This window comes from uncultured Eudoraea sp., from assembly GCF_947258925.1.
Classification (GTDB): Bacteria; Bacteroidota; Bacteroidia; order Flavobacteriales; family Flavobacteriaceae; genus Eudoraea.
Map to the genome: position 1 here is coordinate 1 of NZ_CAMYKG010000046.1, position 20,177 is coordinate 20,177.

Here is a 20,177-nt window from a genome sequence, read left to right on the forward strand (position 1 = left end):
TACATGCAATTGACCACAGGACATAAGGCTCATAACGGCCATTAACATCAGAATTTGAGTTGTTGTTTTCATAATGGTGCTTTTTTATTGATTAATTAGGTAATAATTATTTCGTATTCTAATCTGTTCTCAACTAACCTGAAATTGGGGCACGATACTACTTCTTTTCATAAATTCAAATGACCTGCATCATATGGGAAAAAGTAACTCTTAATATAATGAATTTCAGGAACTTCGTAAAATTATTCAGGATGAATGTGCTATTTTATTGTCCGAAAGTAGTATTTTTCTTATCCTAAGTGTCTTTGATTTTCATACAAGATTGTTATCTCTTTCTTTGAAAAATTCCGCAATCAGGAATCAGATTTTAATTTTATGCCCCTGAACGGCCAATTCAATTGGGAAATCATAGCTATTGGTGTTCTTAAACTCCTTGAATAGTTTTACCCTGTCTGCATCCTTTTGTGCCGGGTCGTGATGGAACATTACCAAACGTTTAGCCTTGGCCCTCTTAGATAAATCTGCAGCGATTTTCATAGTACAATGCCCCCACCCCACCTTGTGTTTATATTCCTCTTTACTGTATTGGGAGTCGTGTATCAGCAAATCTGCATTGGCACAAAGATCAAATCCTGAAATCCAATTATCTTCCTTGAATAAATGCGGTCTACTCAACATGGGTTCATGGTCAGGGATATAGGCAACAGCTTTAGATGCAACTTCAATCCTAAAACCCACTGTTGGACCCGGATGGCAAATAAATTTGGAAGTGATTGTATAGCAGCCAATCTGAAATGGTTTATTTGGCAATTCGTGTATCACCAATTTACTGGGGATATCCCTAAGCATTACAGGGAAAAGTGGCGGGGATAAAAATTTGTTCAACCGGTCTTTTAAGGGATAGGAACTACCCCCGGGACCCCAAATATGTATTTCTTTGCTCGGATCAAAAATAGGCTTAAAAAAACCCAAACCCTGAATATGGTCCATATGCAGGTGGGTGAGCAAGATATCTATCCGGTCTGCAGTACTATAGCTGTCAAAATCTATTTCCAATATCCCCGTGCCTGCATCCAGGATTAGTCTTTCATTGTTTTCTATTATTTCTATACACGAAGTATTCCCTCCCAACTTCCGGGTCTCTTTTGAAGAGGTAGGGTATGCACCACGAGTTCCATGTAGTTTAATTCTCATATCTTGAGATTATTATCCCAAAAGATTGCTAAAGCCCCTGAAAACTGTTTAGATCTGCCAACAATAGGAATCGAAGTAACGGAGATTTCAAAGGCTTTACCTTCAAAATTTTTAATCCAGAACGTCTTATGGGCAGGTCTGTGCGAGTATATGGTCTGTACAAGTGGAAGTTCTTCAGCCGGAATCGGATCTCCGTTTTTGTCGTGCGGATGAAAATCGTTACCCCAGTCTCCAACTTTCATTTCCCCGGTATCCTCAAAACGCTGGCCCAGGATTTTCTCGGCAGGTTCATTGTAAAAGATGAGGGTCCCATCGGGATCTACAATAAAAACCGGGACCGAAAGACAATCTGCCAATTGCCTGCTTAAAATAATTTCAATTTCATGTGCTGACATAGGCAGATGAGTTTGGTGGGAGAACTCTCTTAAATATATAAAAAATTAATCGATTTATTTGCTAATATGCTCAAGAATACCTTGTTGCTTAGGCTCCTATCATAGGCAGAAAGCAATTTTTACAAGATAGTAATTTCGTCATTTATTGACTGGGAAAAACCCATAGAAAGTATATGGTTTCTATATAAGATGAAGTATTTGGAAGTAGTTAGGGATAGTAGTAGCTCCGGACAACCCCATAAACACAAAAAGACAGCTCTTTCGGCTGTCTTTTTTGATTAGAGTCATAATTGTAGATGACTATAATGTACTCTTAAGAATTATCTACGATGGCAGCTTTAGGGGCGTTCTTTTTTACCGATGCAATCCCGTTTGCCATAGAAGAAGCAGAGGCATACATCTGGCTGGCGCCGATAACTTGTCCATTTGATGCTTTTAAGCTAAAAAAAGGACGTCCGTCCTTTGCCTTCTTTTTGTCGTACATTTTATCATTTTGTGAGTTTTTCCTAACGGATTCTATTCCGTTATCACAAGCAGCTTTAGAATTATAGGCCTCGCTTGTTAGAATAACCTGTCCGTTTGAAGCTTTAAGATTGAATCTTAGTTTTCCAGCTTTGTCTTTTTTAATTTCAAATTTTCCCATTGGTATATTTTTAAATGCTATCCGTAAAATTACTAAAATATATTTGCATTTTTTTGGAAGCCTTGAAATTTTATCCTTCCTGATTGTGAATAACTTGGCATCAGATTTTCGTTCTTTAGTCGCTCCCAATTAATGTTGGATATATTGCCTGAAAACAGTTAAAGTTGATGTCCTTTTTTACTATGGGGTCCCTTCACAAAATACATTTTCATTTTGCCACGGTTCTTCACTTCAAATTCTCCTCTATATGTACAATTAAATTCATTTTTTACCAATTCGTAGGTGAATTCACTGATATTGATCCTTCCTGATTCAGACATAGATTCCATTCGGGATGCCACATTCACGGTATCTCCCCAGATATCATAGGAAAATTTTTTACTTCCAACCACCCCGGCTACTACAGGGCCTGTATTAATTCCAATGCGAATATCAAAAGCGAGTCCACTCCCCTTACGATCTGCCTTGGCCTCTTCCACAACTTTAAGTATCTCCAAGGCCCCATGAACCATTTTTACAGCATGATCTTTTATAGGAAACGGTAATCCGCCCGCGCACATATAGGAGTCACCTACGGTCTTAATCTTTTCGAGGCCGTATTTTTCAATAATTTCGTCGAATGCGGTAAAATAATCCCCAAGTCTGTTGACCAATACTTCCGGACCTACTTCTTCGGAGTGTGCTGTAAAAGCCACAAAATCTGTAAACAAAACAGTAACAGATTGAAATTTGTTCGCTTTTACCACCCCCGATTCTTTTAATTCCTGGGCCGTTTCTTCCGGTAAAATATTCAGTAAAAGACGATCAGATCTGTCCTTTTCTTTTTCTATAATGGCCTTGGTTCTTTTTATGTACAAATTACGTCTGAACAATCCCGCTGCCAGCAGGAAAATTAGAAATAAAGCGGTTCCGATAGAGATTGTTACTATCTTTTGTGTGCGTTTCTGTTGATTCGCTAAATCCAGTTCTATCTGTTTTTGAGCTACTTCCTTCTCTGCCATTTGCTGAACTGAGGTGATGTTTTGAACACTATCCCTAAAGGCAATATAATTCCGATAATATTTCAGGGCTGCAGAAGCATATCCCGTTCTTTCATATAATTCTGAAAGCTTTAGATAGGCACTACCCATCTCTGCTTTTAAGCCATATTGTTTCGCAAGATTTAAAGAGCGCAGGGAGTAACCAAAGGCCGCATCCCAATCGTTTCTATCGGCATAAATATCAGACATATAGGTAAGGTATACGGTGATAGGTCTATAGTCGCCTAATTCCTCAAGGATAGAAATTGCTTCACTGATATTTTCTTCGGCCTGGATTTCCTGTCCCTTTTGTGCAAAGGCCAGACCTTTATTGCCGAGATTATAGGCCAAATAAGGTTTTCTGTTCTGAGCTTTAAAGATGGGGCCGGACATATTAAACAAGATCAGGGCAGAATCTGGTTGGGCCCATTCCAAATAAGAATCTCCCAGGTTTTCTATTGCTATGGCATATCCAATTTTATCATCAAGGCCTTCGAAAATTTCAATGGCATTGGTATAGTATCTTTTAACATTCTGTTTATTCCCCATACCGGCATATACTGCGGCTATCGCCGTATATATGCTGCCCAATTCTCTTTTATCTCCACGGGCATTACTGATGTCTAATGCCTTAAAAAAACTTTCAAGGGCCTTACTCAAATCACCCTTTTGTTCGTGAGCATATCCCTGATGTCTGTATCCCATATTCACATACCTGCTAGAATCGACCGCTATTTTTGCGCAATTTGATTTAATATATCCAGCTGTTGTAAGGGGTCATAGTTTCCGGACTCATAGAGTTTAACGAGGCTATCGGATACATTTCTATCTTGACCAAAACACGCGACAAGTGTGAACGGGAGTATTAAAAATACATAAATCCCTTTGATAAAATGCGCATTCTTCTTTGTGCGGCAAAATCTCATAAAACAGAAATTGAATTCTTCATTGGTCTTTATTGCTCCCCAATCTGGATTTTGGGCTCAATGGTATACATACTGGTATTAGAACCTACACTAAATTGTAGTTGATATTTGTAAGGTGACTTTCCTCCGCGAATTATAGTCGCCTTTACACTCTCACTTCCCTTTATGAGATCGGAACTAAAAATTCTTGGACCGCTAATATATTTGATTGCCGCTATATTGACCGAAGTATTGGGCTCAGTAGAAGAAACCCCTTTCCATATAATATTATCCCCCACCTGGGCGAAAATAGTAAAAGTCCCCGGAGAACTGTTGTTTAAGACCGTTGTAGCCTTACCTGCTTCAAAAAAACAAGCCTTAGCGGGATCTGGATTCTTTGTATCTACGTTAAGGGTTATTTCGTGTACCGCCTGCGCATATAGCCCATGTGAAGTCACAGCTATAATTAAAACAAAGACTATCCAACTAGTTTTATTCAGTTTCATCCACATTAATGCTAAATATTAAACAAAAAAAGAGGTTATTCATTGCTTATCCTATTTTTTTGAAGAGAATACTATCAGAAATATACCATATATCTTAGAAATTACCTGCCTTAGCATAAAAGAAAGCCCGGGTTAGCCCGGGTTTTTCTTTATCTGAAAGTTATGCCATTTTTGGCCGCAAAGGCTTGGTTATTTTCCTTATTATTATTCTTATTCAGCCTTAATTTTTGGGTCAAAATGGTACATTTCCCCATCTACTGTAAAATGAATGGCATAAATGTATTCCTTGCCCTTAGCATTACCTTTAACTTTTTCCTTTACCTTCTTTTTGGCTCCGTTATTCTTTACACCTCTATTCTTCTTCTTGGCAAATATATTTTTACTCTTACCCATAGATTTAAATTCTATCATCTCAATATCAATGACTTCTCCAGCGGTGGTAACTCCTTTCCATTCTACAAAGTCTTCGGGTTTAACCAGAATTGTAAAATCTTTAGCCGGTTCACTTACCTCCACGACAGTAATGCTTTCATCAGCCACATTAAAAGTACAGGCAGTTTCAGGAGCCTCCTGATTTAAAACCTCAGTGTTCACGGTTAAGATAATTACGTGAGACGCACCCTGGCTGTAAAGCTTAGTTCCAAAGCAAATTAATAAAAAGGTTGTTCCCAATAAATATCGATTGAATGCTTTCATGTTTGGTTTTGTTTTTAGTTAGTTTCTTACGAAATCTCAAGGTAGGGAATAAATTGATGATAAAATGTAAGTATATCCCTACATACTGATGTTGCTCAATAGCCATCCATTATAAAATTTTTCATGAATTTCTCGTAATAAACAAGGCCGCCATCAGATTTTAAACTTTTGGAGTTTAAAATTTAACAAGTTAAAGACAGCTTAATTGCGCTCCACAGAGATTATGAATACGCAACTTCCCGGATTAATGAATTCAATGTCTACCAGCCCAATTTAATGGATTCATCGATGCGGGTTTGCCCCAGAAAGTATTCAAAAAAGGTGGCATTTATTTCCTTAGCAGGCTTATTCAGGAAGAACTGGATACCAGAAAATGATCCTGTTTTTTTACTTGAATTTTCAATTCCTCGATGAAATGCATAAAAATTGCGACTAAACCACAACTTTTGACGCTTTCACAACAAATAGGCTGATAAACACCACACAAAATCGTAACTTATTAGTAGTAGAAATATAAATTTAAAAACACTCGCTATGGAATCAAGTTCAAACAAACACCCCATTTTAAATGCCATTCTTTCCGTGTTGAATATTAGCCTGGAAGTATTACTCGCATTAATAGCCCTTGGCTTCTTAATAGGCCTATGGGGAGTTATAAGTTAAAAGACCTTATTAAGTTGAAACTTAAACTGCTAATCATTCTTAAGAGAAGGTTTGGTCAGTGACTTTAGAAAAAAAGCCCCGGCAATAGCTGAGGCTTTTTAATTATAATAGTACGTGCGTTTTGTTTACACCTGAAAATCTGCTGATCCATAAAATTTTATTGAAAATCGGCATCGCTATCTCCTTCTCCTACAGGCTCCTTCCCGGTTCGGACAAAGCCCATATTTGATTTTATTGAGTAGGTGAAATAAATCGGTTTTTCATTTCTAAGTATATCAATCACATTGGGGTACATGGACATTGGATAGCGCAAATACACCAATTTGTTCCTTGAATCATAACTATTTTCCGGAACTTTTTTATTGTCCAGATAAAAGTTTATCTGCACTAGAAAATCATCATCATGATAACATCTTATCAGGGCACGTGGGTAAATAGGATTACTCTTGGCAGCTCCGGCTTGAAAGTGAACCCAATATTTGGTTATTTCGCTATCAATATTCTTCATCTTGGCTAGTTTTAAATTAATTAATAAGGTAACAAGTTAAAGATTATTTTATTAGATACTAAATAGAAATTAAAAAAATGGCCATCTTTTTTTTACGCAGGCATGGTATTCTTAATATCCTGATGTCTGAATGATCAAAAAACCCTAATGGTAGCTAAAACTTCTATCCGGACTTTTACCTTTTTATAATATCCCGGCACATAAAATACCAAAGTACCAACACTATAAGAAAACCGGCTTGAAGGATCGTCCCGGAATGAGTGAATATAGCCCGGGTAATACCACCCTGCTCAGATATTTTCTCTAATTAATTGTTATAGTGCCTAAATGTTTTGGAATAATAACTTCTGTTTGTGGACTCAGTTTTTTTATATCCTCCTGAAAGGGAATTAGCTTTGTCTTAACACCACTTTCTTGTGAAAATCCGTAGGGCAGCCTAAAGTTGTCCCAATGAGTGGGTATAATCACCTTAGGGTAATTTGTGATGGCAAGAAGGCGTTCATTATATTTATAAAGCCCGAGTTGTGAACGATTAACCCCAGCCAATAAGATGTCCGGTTTAATCCCTAATAGTTCCCTTTCAACAAAGTTCATTGAGCCCATAGTTAATACATTATGATCTGTAAATCTGGCAAGGAACATTAACGAACCCCCTTCTATGAATTCAGATACTTTAAGTGGCGCTTCAGGTATTTTGGAATAAACCCTGTTATCTATGTAATGCTTATCATTTAAAGCCGAATGAATTGAGGGAATTACTTTTACGGCAAAATTTTTAAACTGATAATCTTCCCCTCCTTTTACGGGATATAATTGCTCATCCGGGATTCCATAAGCCCGCAAAATATTGCAGGTGGTTTCCGTACCGATCACCTTAGCAGCTGTCCTCTTAGCAATATAGGGCACATCGGCAAGGTGATCAAAATGCGAATGATGCACCAAAATAAAGTCGGCACGCTTAATTATGCTATCAATGCTCACCGTATCCGAAATGGCTATACCTGAACGCTCAACGGTTGCTCTTTTATCATCCGGACTTATCCCTGGTCCGGTACCGAGTTTAAAACGCGATATGTATGGATCCACTAATACGGTAAGTTCTCCATCAGTTATTTCCCATCCCGCAGTTCCAAGGTACTTCAGCTTTATGGGATTAGTCTGGGCATTTGTAATGAACGCTATCAGAAAGACTAAAGCGTACAATAGTTTTACTGGTTTGTTTTGAACTAACGCTAAAATCCTTGTTTGCTGTAAGTTGTACATATGGGTTAGATTGAATTTATTTCTTTTTTTGAGTAAAGTAGTAGCGATTAATTTCATCAGAATTGGCCTCAATAATATCAATAAAGCCATCATTGTTCAAATCTGAAGCAATGATATCATAGGTGTGAAAGGCTTCATCAAACAATGTAGTACTATTCCAGTTCAGGCCATCCCCTAAATTCCAAAAGATAACGTTCGCACTACCAGAATTACCTACAATGATATCATCATCGTTATCTAAATCCAGATCGGCTACGGAAACGGCGTAACTGTCCATTTCAGATGGGTCAAAGACGACAGAAGTTGTATACGGAGCTGTTTTACTTCCAAAGTACACTGCATTAACCTCACCTATATTAGCAACAATGATATCTTGTAATCCATCCTTGTTTAGGTCAGCAATACTTAAGGCACGTGTATTGTCTGTACCGGTCCCAAAAGGAATCTTTCTTGAAAAATCCAGCTTCCCATCGCTCAAATAAACATAATTTGATTGTGAATCCCGATTTGCCAAAACCAGGTCCGGATAACCATCATTGTTCATATCCGCAACCCGCACTGCGATCGTTGAATCTTCCTTATTTCCAAAACTAAGCTTTTTTATAAAATTGCCTTTTCCATCATTCAGACAGATTTCATTAGCCCTTCCCCTGTTTGTTATAAGAATATCGAGGTCGCCATCCTGATCGAGGTCGGCCAAACTTATGTTTCTGGTAGGCGCATATTCCATTCCAAAGGAAGCGCTCCTTAAAAAGTTCCCCTTGCCATCATTTTTATACACATAGTTTGGAGCCATATCATTTCCGACAACAATGTCTAAATCGCCATCCTTATCCAGATCTCCCAATTCTGCGGCATAGGTCGTTGATCTTTGCTCCCCTAAATCTTTCTCCACGGTAAAAATCCCTCTCCCGTCATTTAGGAAAATTCGATTCTGGCCCGGCCAATGTCTTCCATTAGCAACAATAATATCATTATCACCATCCCCATCTATATCTCCACTGGCAACCGATGCGGTACGCTCTTTATGGGTGCCTAAAATAAAGCGGCCACTAGCCTTCATTTCCATCGATTGTGCCGAAAGATCACTATTGGCCAACATCAATACGCAGCCGGCCATAATTACTATTCTATCCCACATTGTTAATTAACATCTTTACCTACATTATCAATTCTGAAAACTTTAGAGAAGTAAGACCCTTGTACAGGATTCCTACGTAAGCCTCAAATTCTCCTAAGCCTGTCCAACTTAATACTTTTGTCTTAATATCCCCTCATGAAATCGCAATATTTGATGCCGTAACATCATCAGAAACGGGTTTTATAATTACATCTTTGCTGGTATACCGAGCGTCATTAGTTGAAAAAGTATGAACTCCCATGGCATTTGGCCCATTTTTGGTTGTTAATAATTGGATAGTCATTGCTAAAATGAACCAAATAACGCTTAAATTTAAGGTGCTTTAGGTTATTTAACTATATCACAATGGAAGGGTTAACCAGAAAACAGATAAAGATTCAGGGACTGATAAAAGATATTTCGGTCATCATTGACCGTTTGAAGCATTTCGAAGCCAAATACTCGACCGAACTTTCTGAAGTCCATCCCAACTATGCCAAAAGTGCACGGAATCTCATCCATTACCGCGCGATGCGCGAGGAAAATATAGGGCCTATCCAAAAAAAGCTGGCCAATATGGGTCTCACACAACTGGATAGAATGGAAGCCCATGTAATGGCAAGTTTATTATATGTCAGGGCAATCTTAGAAGGATTGTTAAACAATGAACCCATTAAGAAGGCTAAAGCTGAATTAACTTTCAAAAAGAGTATCCGGATGGCCAAATCCAATGCGAAGTCGCTATTAGGGTACCGCTCAAAAGGAAGACGCACACGTATTATGGTTACGCTGCCTACAGAAGCTGCACATAATTATCAATTGGTACGAATGATGATTAGCAGTGGTATGAACTGTGCGCGAATAAATTGCGCACATGACAGTGAGAAAGAATGGCGTTTAATGATCGAACATGTCAGGAGAGCTTCCAATACATTAAATCGCAAATGTAAAATTACAATGGATTTGGGAGGCCCCAAGGTACGTACGGGCATTTTAAAGCCCGGCCCAAAAGTTATAAAACTCCGCCCAACAAAAGACGCGCGTGGAAAGATTATCATGGATTATGAAATATGGTTGGGCGCAGCACCGGATCCCAACCTCAACCTGACGCACATCCCCGCAGGATTGAAAAGTCTGGAAAAGCTAAAAGTGGGTGACCATTTATACTTTAGAGATGCCAGAAATAAGAAAAGGGAATTGATAATCTCCAGGAAAACCAAAAACGGCTGTCATGCCCTTTGTCCCAAAACCACCTTTCTGGAAACCGGGATGAAATTATATACGACTATAGATCATTCTTCATCGCCCGTTATAATTGGTGATCTCCCAAGAGTAGATCCATTCATAACATTGAGCATTGGAGACTATTTACGACTGCATCGCGACCCGGTTCCCGGAGAACCGGCCATAATGGATGGTGAAAATAATACCCTGAGCAAAGCTCATATTTCCTGTACAATGGGAGCAGTTTTTGACCAGGTTAAACAGGGGGAGTCCATCTTTTTTGATGATGGTAAGATTGAAGGTGTCATTCGACAGCTAACACCGGATGAGATGATGATTGAAATTATAAATGCCAGGAAAAGAGGCGGTAAACTTAGGCCTGACAAAGGAATAAACTTTCCCGATAGCCAATTGGATATCCGTGGTCTCACGGAAAAAGATAAAAGGGATTTGGTGTTTGTTGCGCAAAATGCCGATACGGTGAACTTGTCCTATGTAAACAGGATGCAGGATGTCATAGATCTTATTACGGAATTGAAAAAAATTGATGCCCCGGAAGGCTTTGGGATCATTTTAAAGATTGAAACACAAAATGGTTTTAATAACCTTACCAAAATCCTGTTGGAGGCTATGAAGTCCTACCCGGTTGGGGTCATGGTTGCCCGGGGAGATCTTGCTATTGAATGCGGGTGGGACAATATCAGCCGGGTTCAAAGGGAAATACTTGAACTGTGCAGAGCCGCACAAATTCCGGATATCTGGGCAACACAGGTTTTAGAAAATCTTTCCAAACAGGGAATTCCTTCACGTGCCGAAATGACGGATGCAGCTATGGCCCAACGAACAGATTGCGTTATGCTAAACAAGGGCCCAAATATTCTGCAGGCTATTAAATTGTTAGATACGATCTTTAAGGATATGGAAATTTACCAGGAAAAAAACGTACGCCTTTCACCTGCCATGGAAAAAGCAGATATACACTAATGGTCATCAAGTGTATTCTTGGGTGTTTCCTTTAAAAAATATGGCTATTTTAAGTGGGAAGTGAAAGATTCGAAGTTCGAAGTGAAAAGTGAAAAGTTTCAAAGCTAGAACTCAAAGGGCTAAACTTTTAATCTATTCTCTTTTTTCAAATCCATATAATAGTGTTTATACAATTCCAGGTATTGGCTTAGCAATGCTATCTCCCTTTGCTGTTTAGTTTCAGTAATATTATCTGCCTGTGCATTAATCGCATGCACTTTCAACCTAACATTAGCCCGATACAGTTTATAAAAGCGGAATAATTGTTCATCTGCGGCATTTTCAATACAGGGTATTTTTGAGAAGTAACGTTCAGTGAATGTCTTAGATAAATCGAAACGGCCAAACCGCTCCAGGTCCATACACAGGAAAGCAACTTCATTTAAGAGGTCCAGTTTTCTTAAATCATCATTGAATTCAATGCAATCAAAAATGACGGGATCTTTGAGAAGAAATATATTCCTGGTATGAAGATCGCCATGTCCGTCAATGACAAATCCCTTTCGGTTTCGTTCAGCGATTCTCTCCTTACTACCCTCCAAAAATTGGTAAGCCCATTGATTGACTTCTTCCAGTAACTGTCTTGTTTCTTTACCAAAATACTTCTCCAAAAAGTTTTGTACCCCCGCCACATCTTCAAATTCTGTGTAGAGTTCCTTCCAGTCCTCTCCTTCCGGCACAATTTCCGCTCCCTGGTGAAAAGACACCAGTACATCTGCTAACTTTATCATGGACGCCGATTTAACAGTGCCATATTCCAGTAGTAAATCCAACTGCTTTCTTTCATCCATCCTCTTCATCAAGACCGCATAATCTATAACTGTTCCCTCTTTACCACCAATATTATAGTTTCCATTACTTTCTTTAATGGGAAGCACCCTGAGATACATTTTTGGTACAAGCCTGCTATTTAGTTTCACCTCTTTTTCGCAATATTCTTTTCTCTTTTCAATTGATGAAAAATTCAGGAAACTAAACTCGATCGGTTTTTTTATTTTATAAACGTACTGGTCTGTAAGTATGACCCAGGAGATATGGGTTTCTATAAGTTTTATCCCATCTGCCGGGTAAGGCAGTGTTTTGTTGTTAATAATATAGCTAAGCTGGTCTCGTGTCATTGTTTTATGAACTTGATAGCTTTTTCAATTAAGGCCGGCATTTCTTCCTGAGCGGAAAACAGTTGAATATATTCTTCCTGCATGGATTCAAATTGCGATTTAATCGTACGATAAACTTTATAATCAGCTTCGCTGTAGGGACGTTCTTTGGACACCCTTTTTTTTACAACTTCTTCGCCGGCACAGATTTCAATCCATTTCACGGTTACATTATAGTCCCGTGCCAAAGCCTTGAATTTTGTTCGCAGTTTCTTTTTATAAAAGGTAGCATCAACAATTACGCTATTTCCTTTTTCAAATTCTAATCTTGTGAGCTCTAAAATCTCATCATAAATAAGGGACTTATTTTCCTCATCGTATTTTCGGGTTTTACCCAAGAAACTTCTAACCACGTCTGTATTGAAATGCTTTATCCCTAATTGTTTAGACAAAAGTGTAGCAATGGTAGTCTTTCCTGTTCCGGGAAGGCCGAAGATTACAATCATTATAGGACGATCCGAAGGCATCTATAAAAACTTTGTTCATGCCAAACATGAATGGCCGATCTGCATCATTTTAGTGGTTACCCACCTACTAAAAATGACATCAATTTTGATACTCCATATCGCCATCAAACATCCGCATGCATTTTTCAATTTCCGTTTTTGCCCGCTCTGAGCTAAACCCAAGACCTATGGCATATTTAAAAATCAATTTGCGTTCCGCTTCATCAACATCGTGGTCTGCATAGATAATCTTACACAGATCCTGTAACCGTTCAATGCGCTCTTCCAATGAATAAGGGGGCATTAATGGGTACTTCCCGGGATTTTTAAGGATGGGTTTGATTTCTTCCTCTGAAACATCGAGCTTAGTGGCCAAACGTTTTAAAACAACTTTTTCATCGGGATTTAAAGGCCCATCAATCATCGCCAATTTCACAATGGCAGCAAAATGTGATACCTTACTTTCGTGTTTCCCTGATTCGTACGCTTCAAAGATTGACATATTTTGTTTTTTTAAGTTCATAATTTATAGCTCTTTTAGCCTAAAGGAGTGCTTAGAGCATTCCCCCAATATAATTGAGCACCCTTGTTTTGTAATCATTAAAATCGATATAGAATTCCTCAAAACGATCTTTGAATTCTTTGTGGTTTTCGAAGTAGTCATTATGGGGAGAACTATCCTTACCTTCCAAAATACGCCGCAACTGCTCCTCATATCCGGCAGTTTCTTTCATTAAGTTTTTTGTCTCCCGGCTATTTGTCTCCAATTCAATTTTGAAGTTTTGCAGCCGTTCAAAAAGATTGGGTACATTCTCCTTGTAAATCCGGGCATTCAACAACTGACCTATAAACTGGGTTTCGGTTTCTATATAACCAAGGGCCTGTTTCCACCACCTTGCATCATGAAGGAAAGCGGTTAATAGCTCTAGCTGCGTGTTTTTTTCGGCCAACATTCTACCTATTTTAAGATTGAACGAAAAGTTACGTCATTTGGTTGTTTCTGTATATGATCCTAATCAGGTCTGTTTAATATTTCTAAGGCATTTGCAATACTTTTGCACCCCTTATCTTTTGTTCCTTCAACTCAATTAGTGCTTCATTGGCCTTTTCCAAGGAGTACATCTGTACTTCCGGCTTAATGCAGGCTTTGGCCGCCAGTTCCAAAAATTCGGATACGTCTGAAGCTGTTACATTGGCAACCGATTTTATTTCTTTCTCCATCCAAAGATGGTCCCTGTATGAAAGCTGTTGAAGATAATCCTGATCCCCCGTCTCTTTCCTAATGGCGTTGATGACCAATCTACCCCCTTTTTCCAGGTTGCCCAGGGCCTTTACAATAGGCACCCATGCAGGCGTGGTATCTATAATAGCATTCAGCTTTTCCGGGGAGGGATCGGCTGTTTTGCCGGCCCAACTGGCCCCGAGTTCCATAGCAAACTGACGTTCTTCCTCCTTTCTGGCAAACACAAAAACTTTCGTGTTCGGATAGAGATACTTCACCATTTTTAACACCAAATGCGCGGAAGCACCAAAACCCGTGAGCCCTAAATTATCGCTATTCTTTATTTGTGCAAGTCGGATGGAGCGGTACCCAATAGCTCCGGCGCAAAGCAAAGGTGCTGCCTCGGCATCTGTAAAAAAACCGGGAATGAGATGGGCATATTTTTCGTGCACGGTCATATACTCTGCATAACCTCCGTTTACGTCTTTCCCTGTGGCACGGAAATCATCGCAGAGATTTTCGTTCCCTTCCAGACAGAACTTGCAATCCCCGCAGGCAGAAAAGATCCATGCAACCCCTACCCTGTCACCCACATTGAATTTAGAAGTGCCTTTACCCAATTTTTCGACAAGCCCAACAACCTGATGCCCGGGGACCACGGGAAGTTCCGGAGGTGTTAATCTTCCTTCAATCTCATCGAGTTCGGTATGGCATACCCCACAGACCGAAATTTTGATCCGTACTTCATATGCATTAGGTTCAGGTATGGGGAGCATTGACATCTTTAATGGTGCCCTGTTTTCCTTCAGGTCTGCTATTGTATTTAAGGTCATTGCTTTCATATCTCTCGGTCTTTGGAAGGATATAAAAGTAGCCTGTGGAACTCATGCACGCCATGACATTTATCAGTGTCGTTGCCGGTTTATTAAGTGGGCACACGCCACTTATATATGTTTACGGACGCCCAGGCCCGACTTCATTTCATTTTGGGCCAACAAGCTCACTTTCTTTCAAGATGATTCTCAAAATCTACTTGCAAATTCACTTCTGAACAGTCTTCCTTTGCCTTTTCCAGTTAATCTTGATGCTGGAATAATCTGATAAATTCTTACCTTGGGAAAAACAACCAACCACTTCCTTCCATGATTAATTTTTTTAGTCGCATTCGCAAACGACTTGCAGACGATAACCCGCCTGGTTGGCCGGCAGGCAAGGCATTAAACTACATGAAGTACGCTATTGGGGAGATACTATTGGTAGTGCTGGGGATACTTATAGCCTTGCAGATCAACAATTGGAATGAAAATCAAAAAACCAAAGCCCAAATTAAAAACTCACTTATAGCATTAAAGAGCGATTTAGCACAAGACACCCTGTTAATAAAAGAAAGGTTGCCCTTTATTGTTGAGCAATATCAATTAAATGAGTCTTTAAGAGCCAGAGTGGCAAAACCCGGTGCAACTATAGATACGCTAATTGAGATTATGCGTCATGAATTTAATCCAAACTGGAGCGTTCAAATAATTTACAATACAAATACTTATAACAGCTTAAATCAGACCGGGTTGATAGAACTGATTTCCGATTCTCTAAGGACGAAGATCAAGAATTTTTATAATAAAAAATTCTCTCTTAAGGACAGAATAGAAAAAACCACGAATGATTATCAGGAAAAGATTACCTCCTATGTGAACACCTATACTTTTGGTTCTACCTCAATTCATGACCAGGGACCTTTGATAGATTCCCTGGTTTGGGAGAAAATTGATAATAGTCACCTTGCAGCTACATTTCAGGGGATCAGTAATTTTAAGAGAATCCTGTTTACTGAGACTAAAGAAGAGTTGGAGTTTTCGCTCAGCAAATCCCGAAGTTTAATGGCACGCATAGATGAATATATAAATAACTCAAAATGACCTTAATTTAGACGAAATGAAGGGGTCCAAAGGCCAGCAAAAGGTATGATGAGCATAGGGTTAAACACTCATTGCTTAAACACAACAGATAATTACAAAAAGGAATGAACATAGAAACCTGTAAAAAATACCTGGAATTTGTATACAAGGAATGTGAAGGGTTCCAGAAAGACGGACGCGTTACCGATTATGAATTAAATCAATTAATTATTGAGTTTCACCGATTTCGGGACCAGGTAGCGGAGAGTAGCCTGCCTGCGGAAGTAAAAGATAAAATTGCTGATTTGCAAATCCCCTACCCCAGGACTCAAATTTCACGCGGGTATGGGTACATGTTTTCTGTTGTATTCACACTTGGATTATGGGCCTTGATTTCCTCCAACTTAAGACAAAGAAAGCGAAGGAGGGTATTGGAAAATCTAAAAAGGGATACCGCAGACACTTTGGTGGTTATCAAAAGGAATTACTAAGAAAAGCCATGATATGATTAATTTTTTTAACTTTCAAAACATTAAACGGATCAGTAGATGATCAATAAAATACCACTATTAATAACTAACTAAATCAATAAATTATGGATTACAAAAAATCGATTCTCAATCTTGTAATTAGCCTGTTTTTATCCCCTGTTATTGTTTACATTGTATTGCTGGCAGCCAAAATGGCTGGTTCATCCTACGAAATGACGCATGGGGAAACATTTATTATCTGGTTGCTTATGGCAATTGTTATCAATCTGTCTATAACAAAGAAGACATCCTAAGGATCATCCTTTTATAGCCAGGCTAAAGGGAAGTCAATAAAAGTGATGATACTTGTCGGTTAGAACAAGAGATAACAGGCTTTAACCACGCAGAAACCCTGAACGTTTATCTGAAATATAAGATGAACCAGAGAATTCCAAATATAAATAGCTTTTATATTGCGGGTTAAATAGAACGTGCTTAAACCAAAAACATCAATTTGAACACTATTTAGTTGGAGACCTTGGCAGATCATTTAACGCGCTGGCAAGTATAAAACTCCGGGGAGAGCGACTTGCCAATATAAAAAATGAGATTAAAGAATACCTCAATAATGACTAAAAGATTCAAGGCCTTGTTTATGAAGATGGTCAGTTCTATGGTGAACATAAAAAGCCTGTTTAGAAGATAAATCAGCTATTGTTTTTTGTAAGACCCGCCTTATTTTTTCAGTTTGAAAATTAGCATTAATATGTCCTGGGATAGGAAAATTATCCTTGGTTTTGCATTTAAACCTGCATTGCTACTGCGTTTATATGGTTTCTTTCAATTATATTTAACAAGACCATAAACCTTATTTAACCAATGTCACTCCTTTTGTCGACCTCCATTCGAAAAAACAATCCTTCATTAAGCCTGACATCAATTTATGTCATTCTCTGTCTTGCCCTGGCCTTGTCTTCATGCAAATCAATGGGCCCCAAGACTATTCCTCAGGATAGCTTTAATTATAACCAGCGTATAGCCAACCATGAAAACGAACAGATGTTGCTGAATATCGTCCGACTACGATATTTGGAAATGGCCCGTTTTATGAATGTATCCTCCGTTATTAATTCATATACCCGTGGTGGTTCTGCGGGTGTTAACGCAGGCGCAAACCCAATTGGAAATTCAATTGGCGGGAATATTTCCTCAAATTGGTCTGACCGCCCCACTATTACATATACACCAATGACCGGTCAGGCGTTCTCACAAAGTCTGCTTACACCACTCCCTCCGTCAGTGATCTTTTTTTTGATCCAGTCCGGATGGTCTGCGGAAAGGCTGATGCGATTGACCAATTCCATGATCAATGGAATCCATAATGAGATTGGAACACCCGGGGAACAACGGCAGAGCGACCCCGAGTTTAACGCATTGCTGGAGGTTCTCCACCGGCTCCAGCGTGCCGGTGCTCTGGGCATGCATTTCAGAGGTGATTGGCCCAAGGTGGATGTGGATATTATCCTTCCCGAAAGTCCCAGAACGGATTCTGTTCAGATGGCCATTACTAAGTTCAAGGAACTATTGCATTTAGAACGGGACATAAATATTTTCGATATTGAATATGGAGTGGTCGTTGAAAGGAAAAATCAAATTGTGGTTCAGACACACTCCATCCTGGAAATGATGTCTAATATTTCGTGGTACATTGAAGTGCCGGAGGAGCACGTCAGAGAAGGGCGTACCCTGGCAACCTTCCGGCCGGATGATCCGGACCTGATCCATATTCTGGTTACAAAAGATAAGCCTGAAAACGCTTTCCTGAATATTAATTACAGAGACCATTGGTACTACATAGACGACCGGGATGTGAAATCAAAAAACACCTTTGCCGTCATGCAAATGCTAATGAGTATGGCAAAAGACGGCTCTGGCGCCGTGGCGCCCTTGATTTCCATTGGAAATTAACCATCCCTATTTTAGCGCCGGTTAATGCTTGCTTCGCTTTATTCAATAATTCTTTACCTTAGGATGAACTACAACCTCTTCTACAATGATTAACTATTTCTTTCAGAATCACTTTGAAAATTACCCGTGCGGCGGTATGATAAAAATCATTTACAGGTATTTCCATTTCCATTATATTGATCCTAAATTCTAAATATTAAGTTATGAAACAGCTCATTTTCGCACTATTATTCGCAGTTGGAAGTATAGGCCTTTATGGAAACGAAGCCAATTGCATAGCGCCACAGGAAGTTCAGGTTGGCGATACTTTTAAGATAGGAGACCCCGACGCTCCAAGGTACAGGCATATAAATTTTCCAAGGCCTAATTTTATTATTAAAAAAGGCGGGATTGCCAATTACAACAGACTGGAAGGCAATAAAGTAGTGGTAACCGCTGTAAAGGAAAAAAAAGACGGCACCATAGAAGTTAGGATCAAAAGAACCGATGGCGTACGATTCTTTGGAAGCCACAGGGAAGTATCCGCAGATTTGAAGGCTGCCCTGGAAACGGGTGAATTAGTTGGATTTTGAAGAAGGCTTAGCTATAAAAGCGTCGTATCTCATATTTAATATCACGGTTTAATTATGAAGGAATCCGACCTTGACCCCAACCAGGGATACTAACTTGTTTAATTTCCGGATACCAGGTAATCCGAACGCCATAGGTCTTTAGGAGTTGACATAAACCATATTTTATGGAACTTCATTTAAGGATCTTTAGGCCGTTTTAGTATGACTTATATTTCAAAAAAGTTATGAAAATCCTAAAGAATATTGGTGTCTGGTTAGGGTTAAGCATCCTGATGATGATTTTATGGGTAGTTGGTCTGGTGCTTGGGAATATGCTTTTTCCGAGTAGTCTTATGGAAATGGAAACGGACAGTGGTGGCGCATCGGGATTCCTTTTCTTTTTGGTAAGTGCGCTTAATGCCGGGATTATACTTATACTAATCTACAAAGCCCGGTATACAGGCTGGAAACTTGCCGGCCTTGTTTTTCTGGTTTCCTTTGGAATCCAGTATTTCATGTCCCAAATTGAGACTGTTTGGTTTAATGATAGCCTTGGTTTGCCAGGCAAAGGCATTGCGGCCATTGTTTTTGGAGGTGCCTTTACGCTTATTGCCTTTTCCGTAATTGCCGTTTGGATCACAGGGAAATTTAAAACTGAGCCAAATAACAGCGATAATAGTGATCGATTTAGATTTAGTATTAAAAACATAGTAGTGCTTTCGGTAGTTATTTGGCCGCTGATCTATTTTGCCTTTGGTTATTTTGTTGCCTGGCAATTTAAAGACGTACGCCTCCTGTATTCAGGCACCACAGAGATGGATTCGCTGCTGGAGATCATGAAGGGAAATTTCGAATCGGGACTTTATCTGTTTCAGATCTTTCGAGGATTTTTATGGGTTTTTATTGGCATCCTGGTGTTGAGGATGGCCAGGGGTTCCAGGATCCCAAAAGGAATTCTTCTGGGGCTTCTGTTTACGATCCTTGGCAGCAGCGGATTATTGCTTCCTAATCCTTTTATGCCCGAAATGGTGCGATTAGCACACCTGCTGGAAACCAGCACTTCAAGCTTTATTTGGGGGTTTATCATTGCATGGACGCTGTGGCAGCAGGCACCGGGAACAGCAATGGAAAATAATATATTAGAATAGGTTTTTAAATACTATGCCGTTTATTATTAGAAACTTTTATCCCACTCATCTACAGTAATTATCCATTCGTCTACACTCCCTAAACTTTCGTCTATAGTTAGACCTAAGACTTAAAATTAAAGTAGAACTTTCCAGATTAAATTAAAAAGAAGGCCATGAAA

The 20,177-nt window shown here is 39.2% G+C and carries 23 protein-coding genes; 8 read left to right on the top strand and 15 right to left on the bottom strand.

Annotated elements, in window-relative coordinates; translation table 11 throughout:
- Positions 1–360 precede the first annotated feature (360 nt).
- The 6 genes from Q0X77_RS13865 to Q0X77_RS13890 form a co-directional block, all read right to left on the bottom strand.
- Positions 361–1,194: an MBL fold metallo-hydrolase gene (locus Q0X77_RS13865; protein WP_297798327.1), complete on the bottom strand. Its 834-nt coding sequence runs from the start codon at positions 1,192–1,194 to the stop codon at positions 361–363.
- Positions 1,191–1,589 carry a PAS domain-containing protein gene (locus Q0X77_RS13870; RefSeq protein WP_297798329.1) on the bottom strand — a complete coding sequence of 133 codons (399 nt, stop codon included), beginning with the start codon at positions 1,587–1,589 and terminating at the stop codon, positions 1,191–1,193. Before Q0X77_RS13870 ends, Q0X77_RS13865 begins: the two co-directional genes overlap by 4 nt.
- 313 nt (positions 1,590–1,902) lie before the next feature.
- Positions 1,903–2,232 (bottom strand): YegP family protein, encoded by a 330-nt coding sequence (locus Q0X77_RS13875; protein ID WP_297798331.1) that lies wholly within the window; start codon positions 2,230–2,232, stop codon positions 1,903–1,905.
- Positions 2,233–2,390: 158 nt separating this feature from the next.
- On the bottom strand, positions 2,391–3,956 hold the full coding sequence (locus Q0X77_RS13880) for an adenylate/guanylate cyclase domain-containing protein (RefSeq protein ID WP_297798333.1): 1,566 nt from the start codon (positions 3,954–3,956) through the stop codon (positions 2,391–2,393).
- Between the two features lie 250 nt (positions 3,957–4,206).
- A complete protein-coding gene (locus tag Q0X77_RS13885) occupies positions 4,207–4,662 on the bottom strand; it encodes a hypothetical protein (protein ID WP_297798335.1) in 456 nt (151 codons plus the stop codon).
- Positions 4,663–4,872: 210 nt separating this feature from the next.
- Positions 4,873–5,358, bottom strand: a complete 486-nt coding sequence (locus Q0X77_RS13890; protein ID WP_297798337.1) for a hypothetical protein — start codon at positions 5,356–5,358, stop codon at positions 4,873–4,875.
- Between the two features lie 534 nt (positions 5,359–5,892).
- On the opposite strand from Q0X77_RS13890, the gene Q0X77_RS13895 reads away from it, so the two are divergent.
- On the top strand, positions 5,893–6,021 hold the full coding sequence (locus Q0X77_RS13895; protein ID WP_297798339.1) for a hypothetical protein: 129 nt from the start codon (positions 5,893–5,895) through the stop codon (positions 6,019–6,021).
- A 157-nt stretch (positions 6,022–6,178) separates the two neighbouring features.
- On the opposite strand, the gene Q0X77_RS13900 is transcribed toward Q0X77_RS13895, so the two are convergent.
- From Q0X77_RS13900 to Q0X77_RS13910, 3 genes are all read right to left on the bottom strand, one after another.
- On the bottom strand, positions 6,179–6,529 hold the full coding sequence (locus Q0X77_RS13900; protein ID WP_297798341.1) for a hypothetical protein: 351 nt from the start codon (positions 6,527–6,529) through the stop codon (positions 6,179–6,181).
- 303 nt (positions 6,530–6,832) lie between these two features.
- On the bottom strand, positions 6,833–7,732 hold the full coding sequence (locus Q0X77_RS13905) for an MBL fold metallo-hydrolase (protein ID WP_297798343.1): 900 nt from the start codon (positions 7,730–7,732) through the stop codon (positions 6,833–6,835).
- A gap of 76 nt (positions 7,733–7,808) precedes the next feature.
- Positions 7,809–8,933 carry a VCBS repeat-containing protein gene (locus Q0X77_RS13910; protein ID WP_297798345.1) on the bottom strand — a complete coding sequence of 375 codons (1,125 nt, stop codon included), beginning with the start codon at positions 8,931–8,933 and terminating at the stop codon, positions 7,809–7,811.
- A 345-nt stretch (positions 8,934–9,278) separates the two neighbouring features.
- On the opposite strand from Q0X77_RS13910, the gene Q0X77_RS13915 reads away from it, so the two are divergent.
- A complete protein-coding gene (locus Q0X77_RS13915) occupies positions 9,279–11,120 on the top strand; it encodes a pyruvate kinase (RefSeq protein WP_297798347.1) in 1,842 nt (613 codons plus the stop codon).
- Positions 11,121–11,239: 119 nt separating this feature from the next.
- Here Q0X77_RS13915 and Q0X77_RS13920 read toward each other — a convergent pair whose 3' ends face one another.
- The 5 genes from Q0X77_RS13920 to Q0X77_RS13940 all read right to left on the bottom strand — a co-directional run bounded on the left by Q0X77_RS13920 (position 11,240) and on the right by Q0X77_RS13940 (position 14,826).
- Complete coding sequence (locus tag Q0X77_RS13920; RefSeq protein WP_297798349.1) at positions 11,240–12,277, bottom strand: hypothetical protein; 1,038 nt, start codon at positions 12,275–12,277, stop codon at positions 11,240–11,242.
- Positions 12,274–12,783: an ATP-binding protein gene (locus Q0X77_RS13925; protein ID WP_297798351.1), complete on the bottom strand. Its 510-nt coding sequence runs from the start codon at positions 12,781–12,783 to the stop codon at positions 12,274–12,276. Before Q0X77_RS13925 ends, Q0X77_RS13920 begins: the two co-directional genes overlap by 4 nt.
- Positions 12,784–12,862: 79 nt before the next feature.
- On the bottom strand, positions 12,863–13,264 hold the full coding sequence (locus tag Q0X77_RS13930) for a TerB family tellurite resistance protein (RefSeq protein WP_297798353.1): 402 nt from the start codon (positions 13,262–13,264) through the stop codon (positions 12,863–12,865).
- A gap of 52 nt (positions 13,265–13,316) precedes the next feature.
- On the bottom strand, positions 13,317–13,715 hold the full coding sequence (locus Q0X77_RS13935; RefSeq protein WP_297798355.1) for a hypothetical protein: 399 nt from the start codon (positions 13,713–13,715) through the stop codon (positions 13,317–13,319).
- 82 nt (positions 13,716–13,797) lie between these two features.
- Complete coding sequence (locus tag Q0X77_RS13940) at positions 13,798–14,826, bottom strand: zinc-dependent alcohol dehydrogenase family protein (RefSeq protein WP_297798357.1); 1,029 nt, start codon at positions 14,824–14,826, stop codon at positions 13,798–13,800.
- A gap of 300 nt (positions 14,827–15,126) precedes the next feature.
- Between Q0X77_RS13940 and Q0X77_RS13945 the strand changes: the two genes are divergently transcribed.
- The 3 genes from Q0X77_RS13945 to Q0X77_RS13955 all read left to right on the top strand — a co-directional run bounded on the left by Q0X77_RS13945 (position 15,127) and on the right by Q0X77_RS13955 (position 16,663).
- Positions 15,127–15,900, top strand: a complete 774-nt coding sequence (locus tag Q0X77_RS13945) for a DUF6090 family protein (protein WP_297798359.1) — start codon at positions 15,127–15,129, stop codon at positions 15,898–15,900.
- 104 nt (positions 15,901–16,004) lie between these two features.
- Entirely contained in the window at positions 16,005–16,370 is a 366-nt protein-coding gene (locus Q0X77_RS13950) for a hypothetical protein (RefSeq protein WP_297798361.1), read from the top strand.
- A 104-nt stretch (positions 16,371–16,474) separates the two neighbouring features.
- Positions 16,475–16,663, top strand: coding sequence for a hypothetical protein (locus Q0X77_RS13955; protein ID WP_297798363.1), 189 nt, complete (start codon positions 16,475–16,477; stop codon positions 16,661–16,663).
- A 232-nt stretch (positions 16,664–16,895) separates the two neighbouring features.
- Here Q0X77_RS13955 and Q0X77_RS13960 read toward each other — a convergent pair whose 3' ends face one another.
- Positions 16,896–17,033, bottom strand: a complete 138-nt coding sequence (locus Q0X77_RS13960; RefSeq protein WP_297798365.1) for a hypothetical protein — start codon at positions 17,031–17,033, stop codon at positions 16,896–16,898.
- A gap of 195 nt (positions 17,034–17,228) precedes the next feature.
- On the opposite strand from Q0X77_RS13960, the gene Q0X77_RS13965 reads away from it, so the two are divergent.
- The 3 genes from Q0X77_RS13965 (at position 17,229) to Q0X77_RS13975 (ending at position 20,016) form a co-directional block, all read left to right on the top strand.
- The gene (locus tag Q0X77_RS13965) at positions 17,229–18,317 is read left to right on the top strand and encodes a hypothetical protein (protein ID WP_297798367.1); all 1,089 of its coding nucleotides are present in this window, start codon (positions 17,229–17,231) and stop codon (positions 18,315–18,317) included.
- Positions 18,318–18,520: 203 nt separating this feature from the next.
- Entirely contained in the window at positions 18,521–18,889 is a 369-nt protein-coding gene (locus Q0X77_RS13970) for a hypothetical protein (protein WP_297798369.1), read from the top strand.
- A 224-nt stretch (positions 18,890–19,113) separates the two neighbouring features.
- Entirely contained in the window at positions 19,114–20,016 is a 903-nt protein-coding gene (locus tag Q0X77_RS13975; RefSeq protein WP_297798371.1) for a hypothetical protein, read from the top strand.
- Positions 20,017–20,177 lie beyond the last annotated feature (161 nt).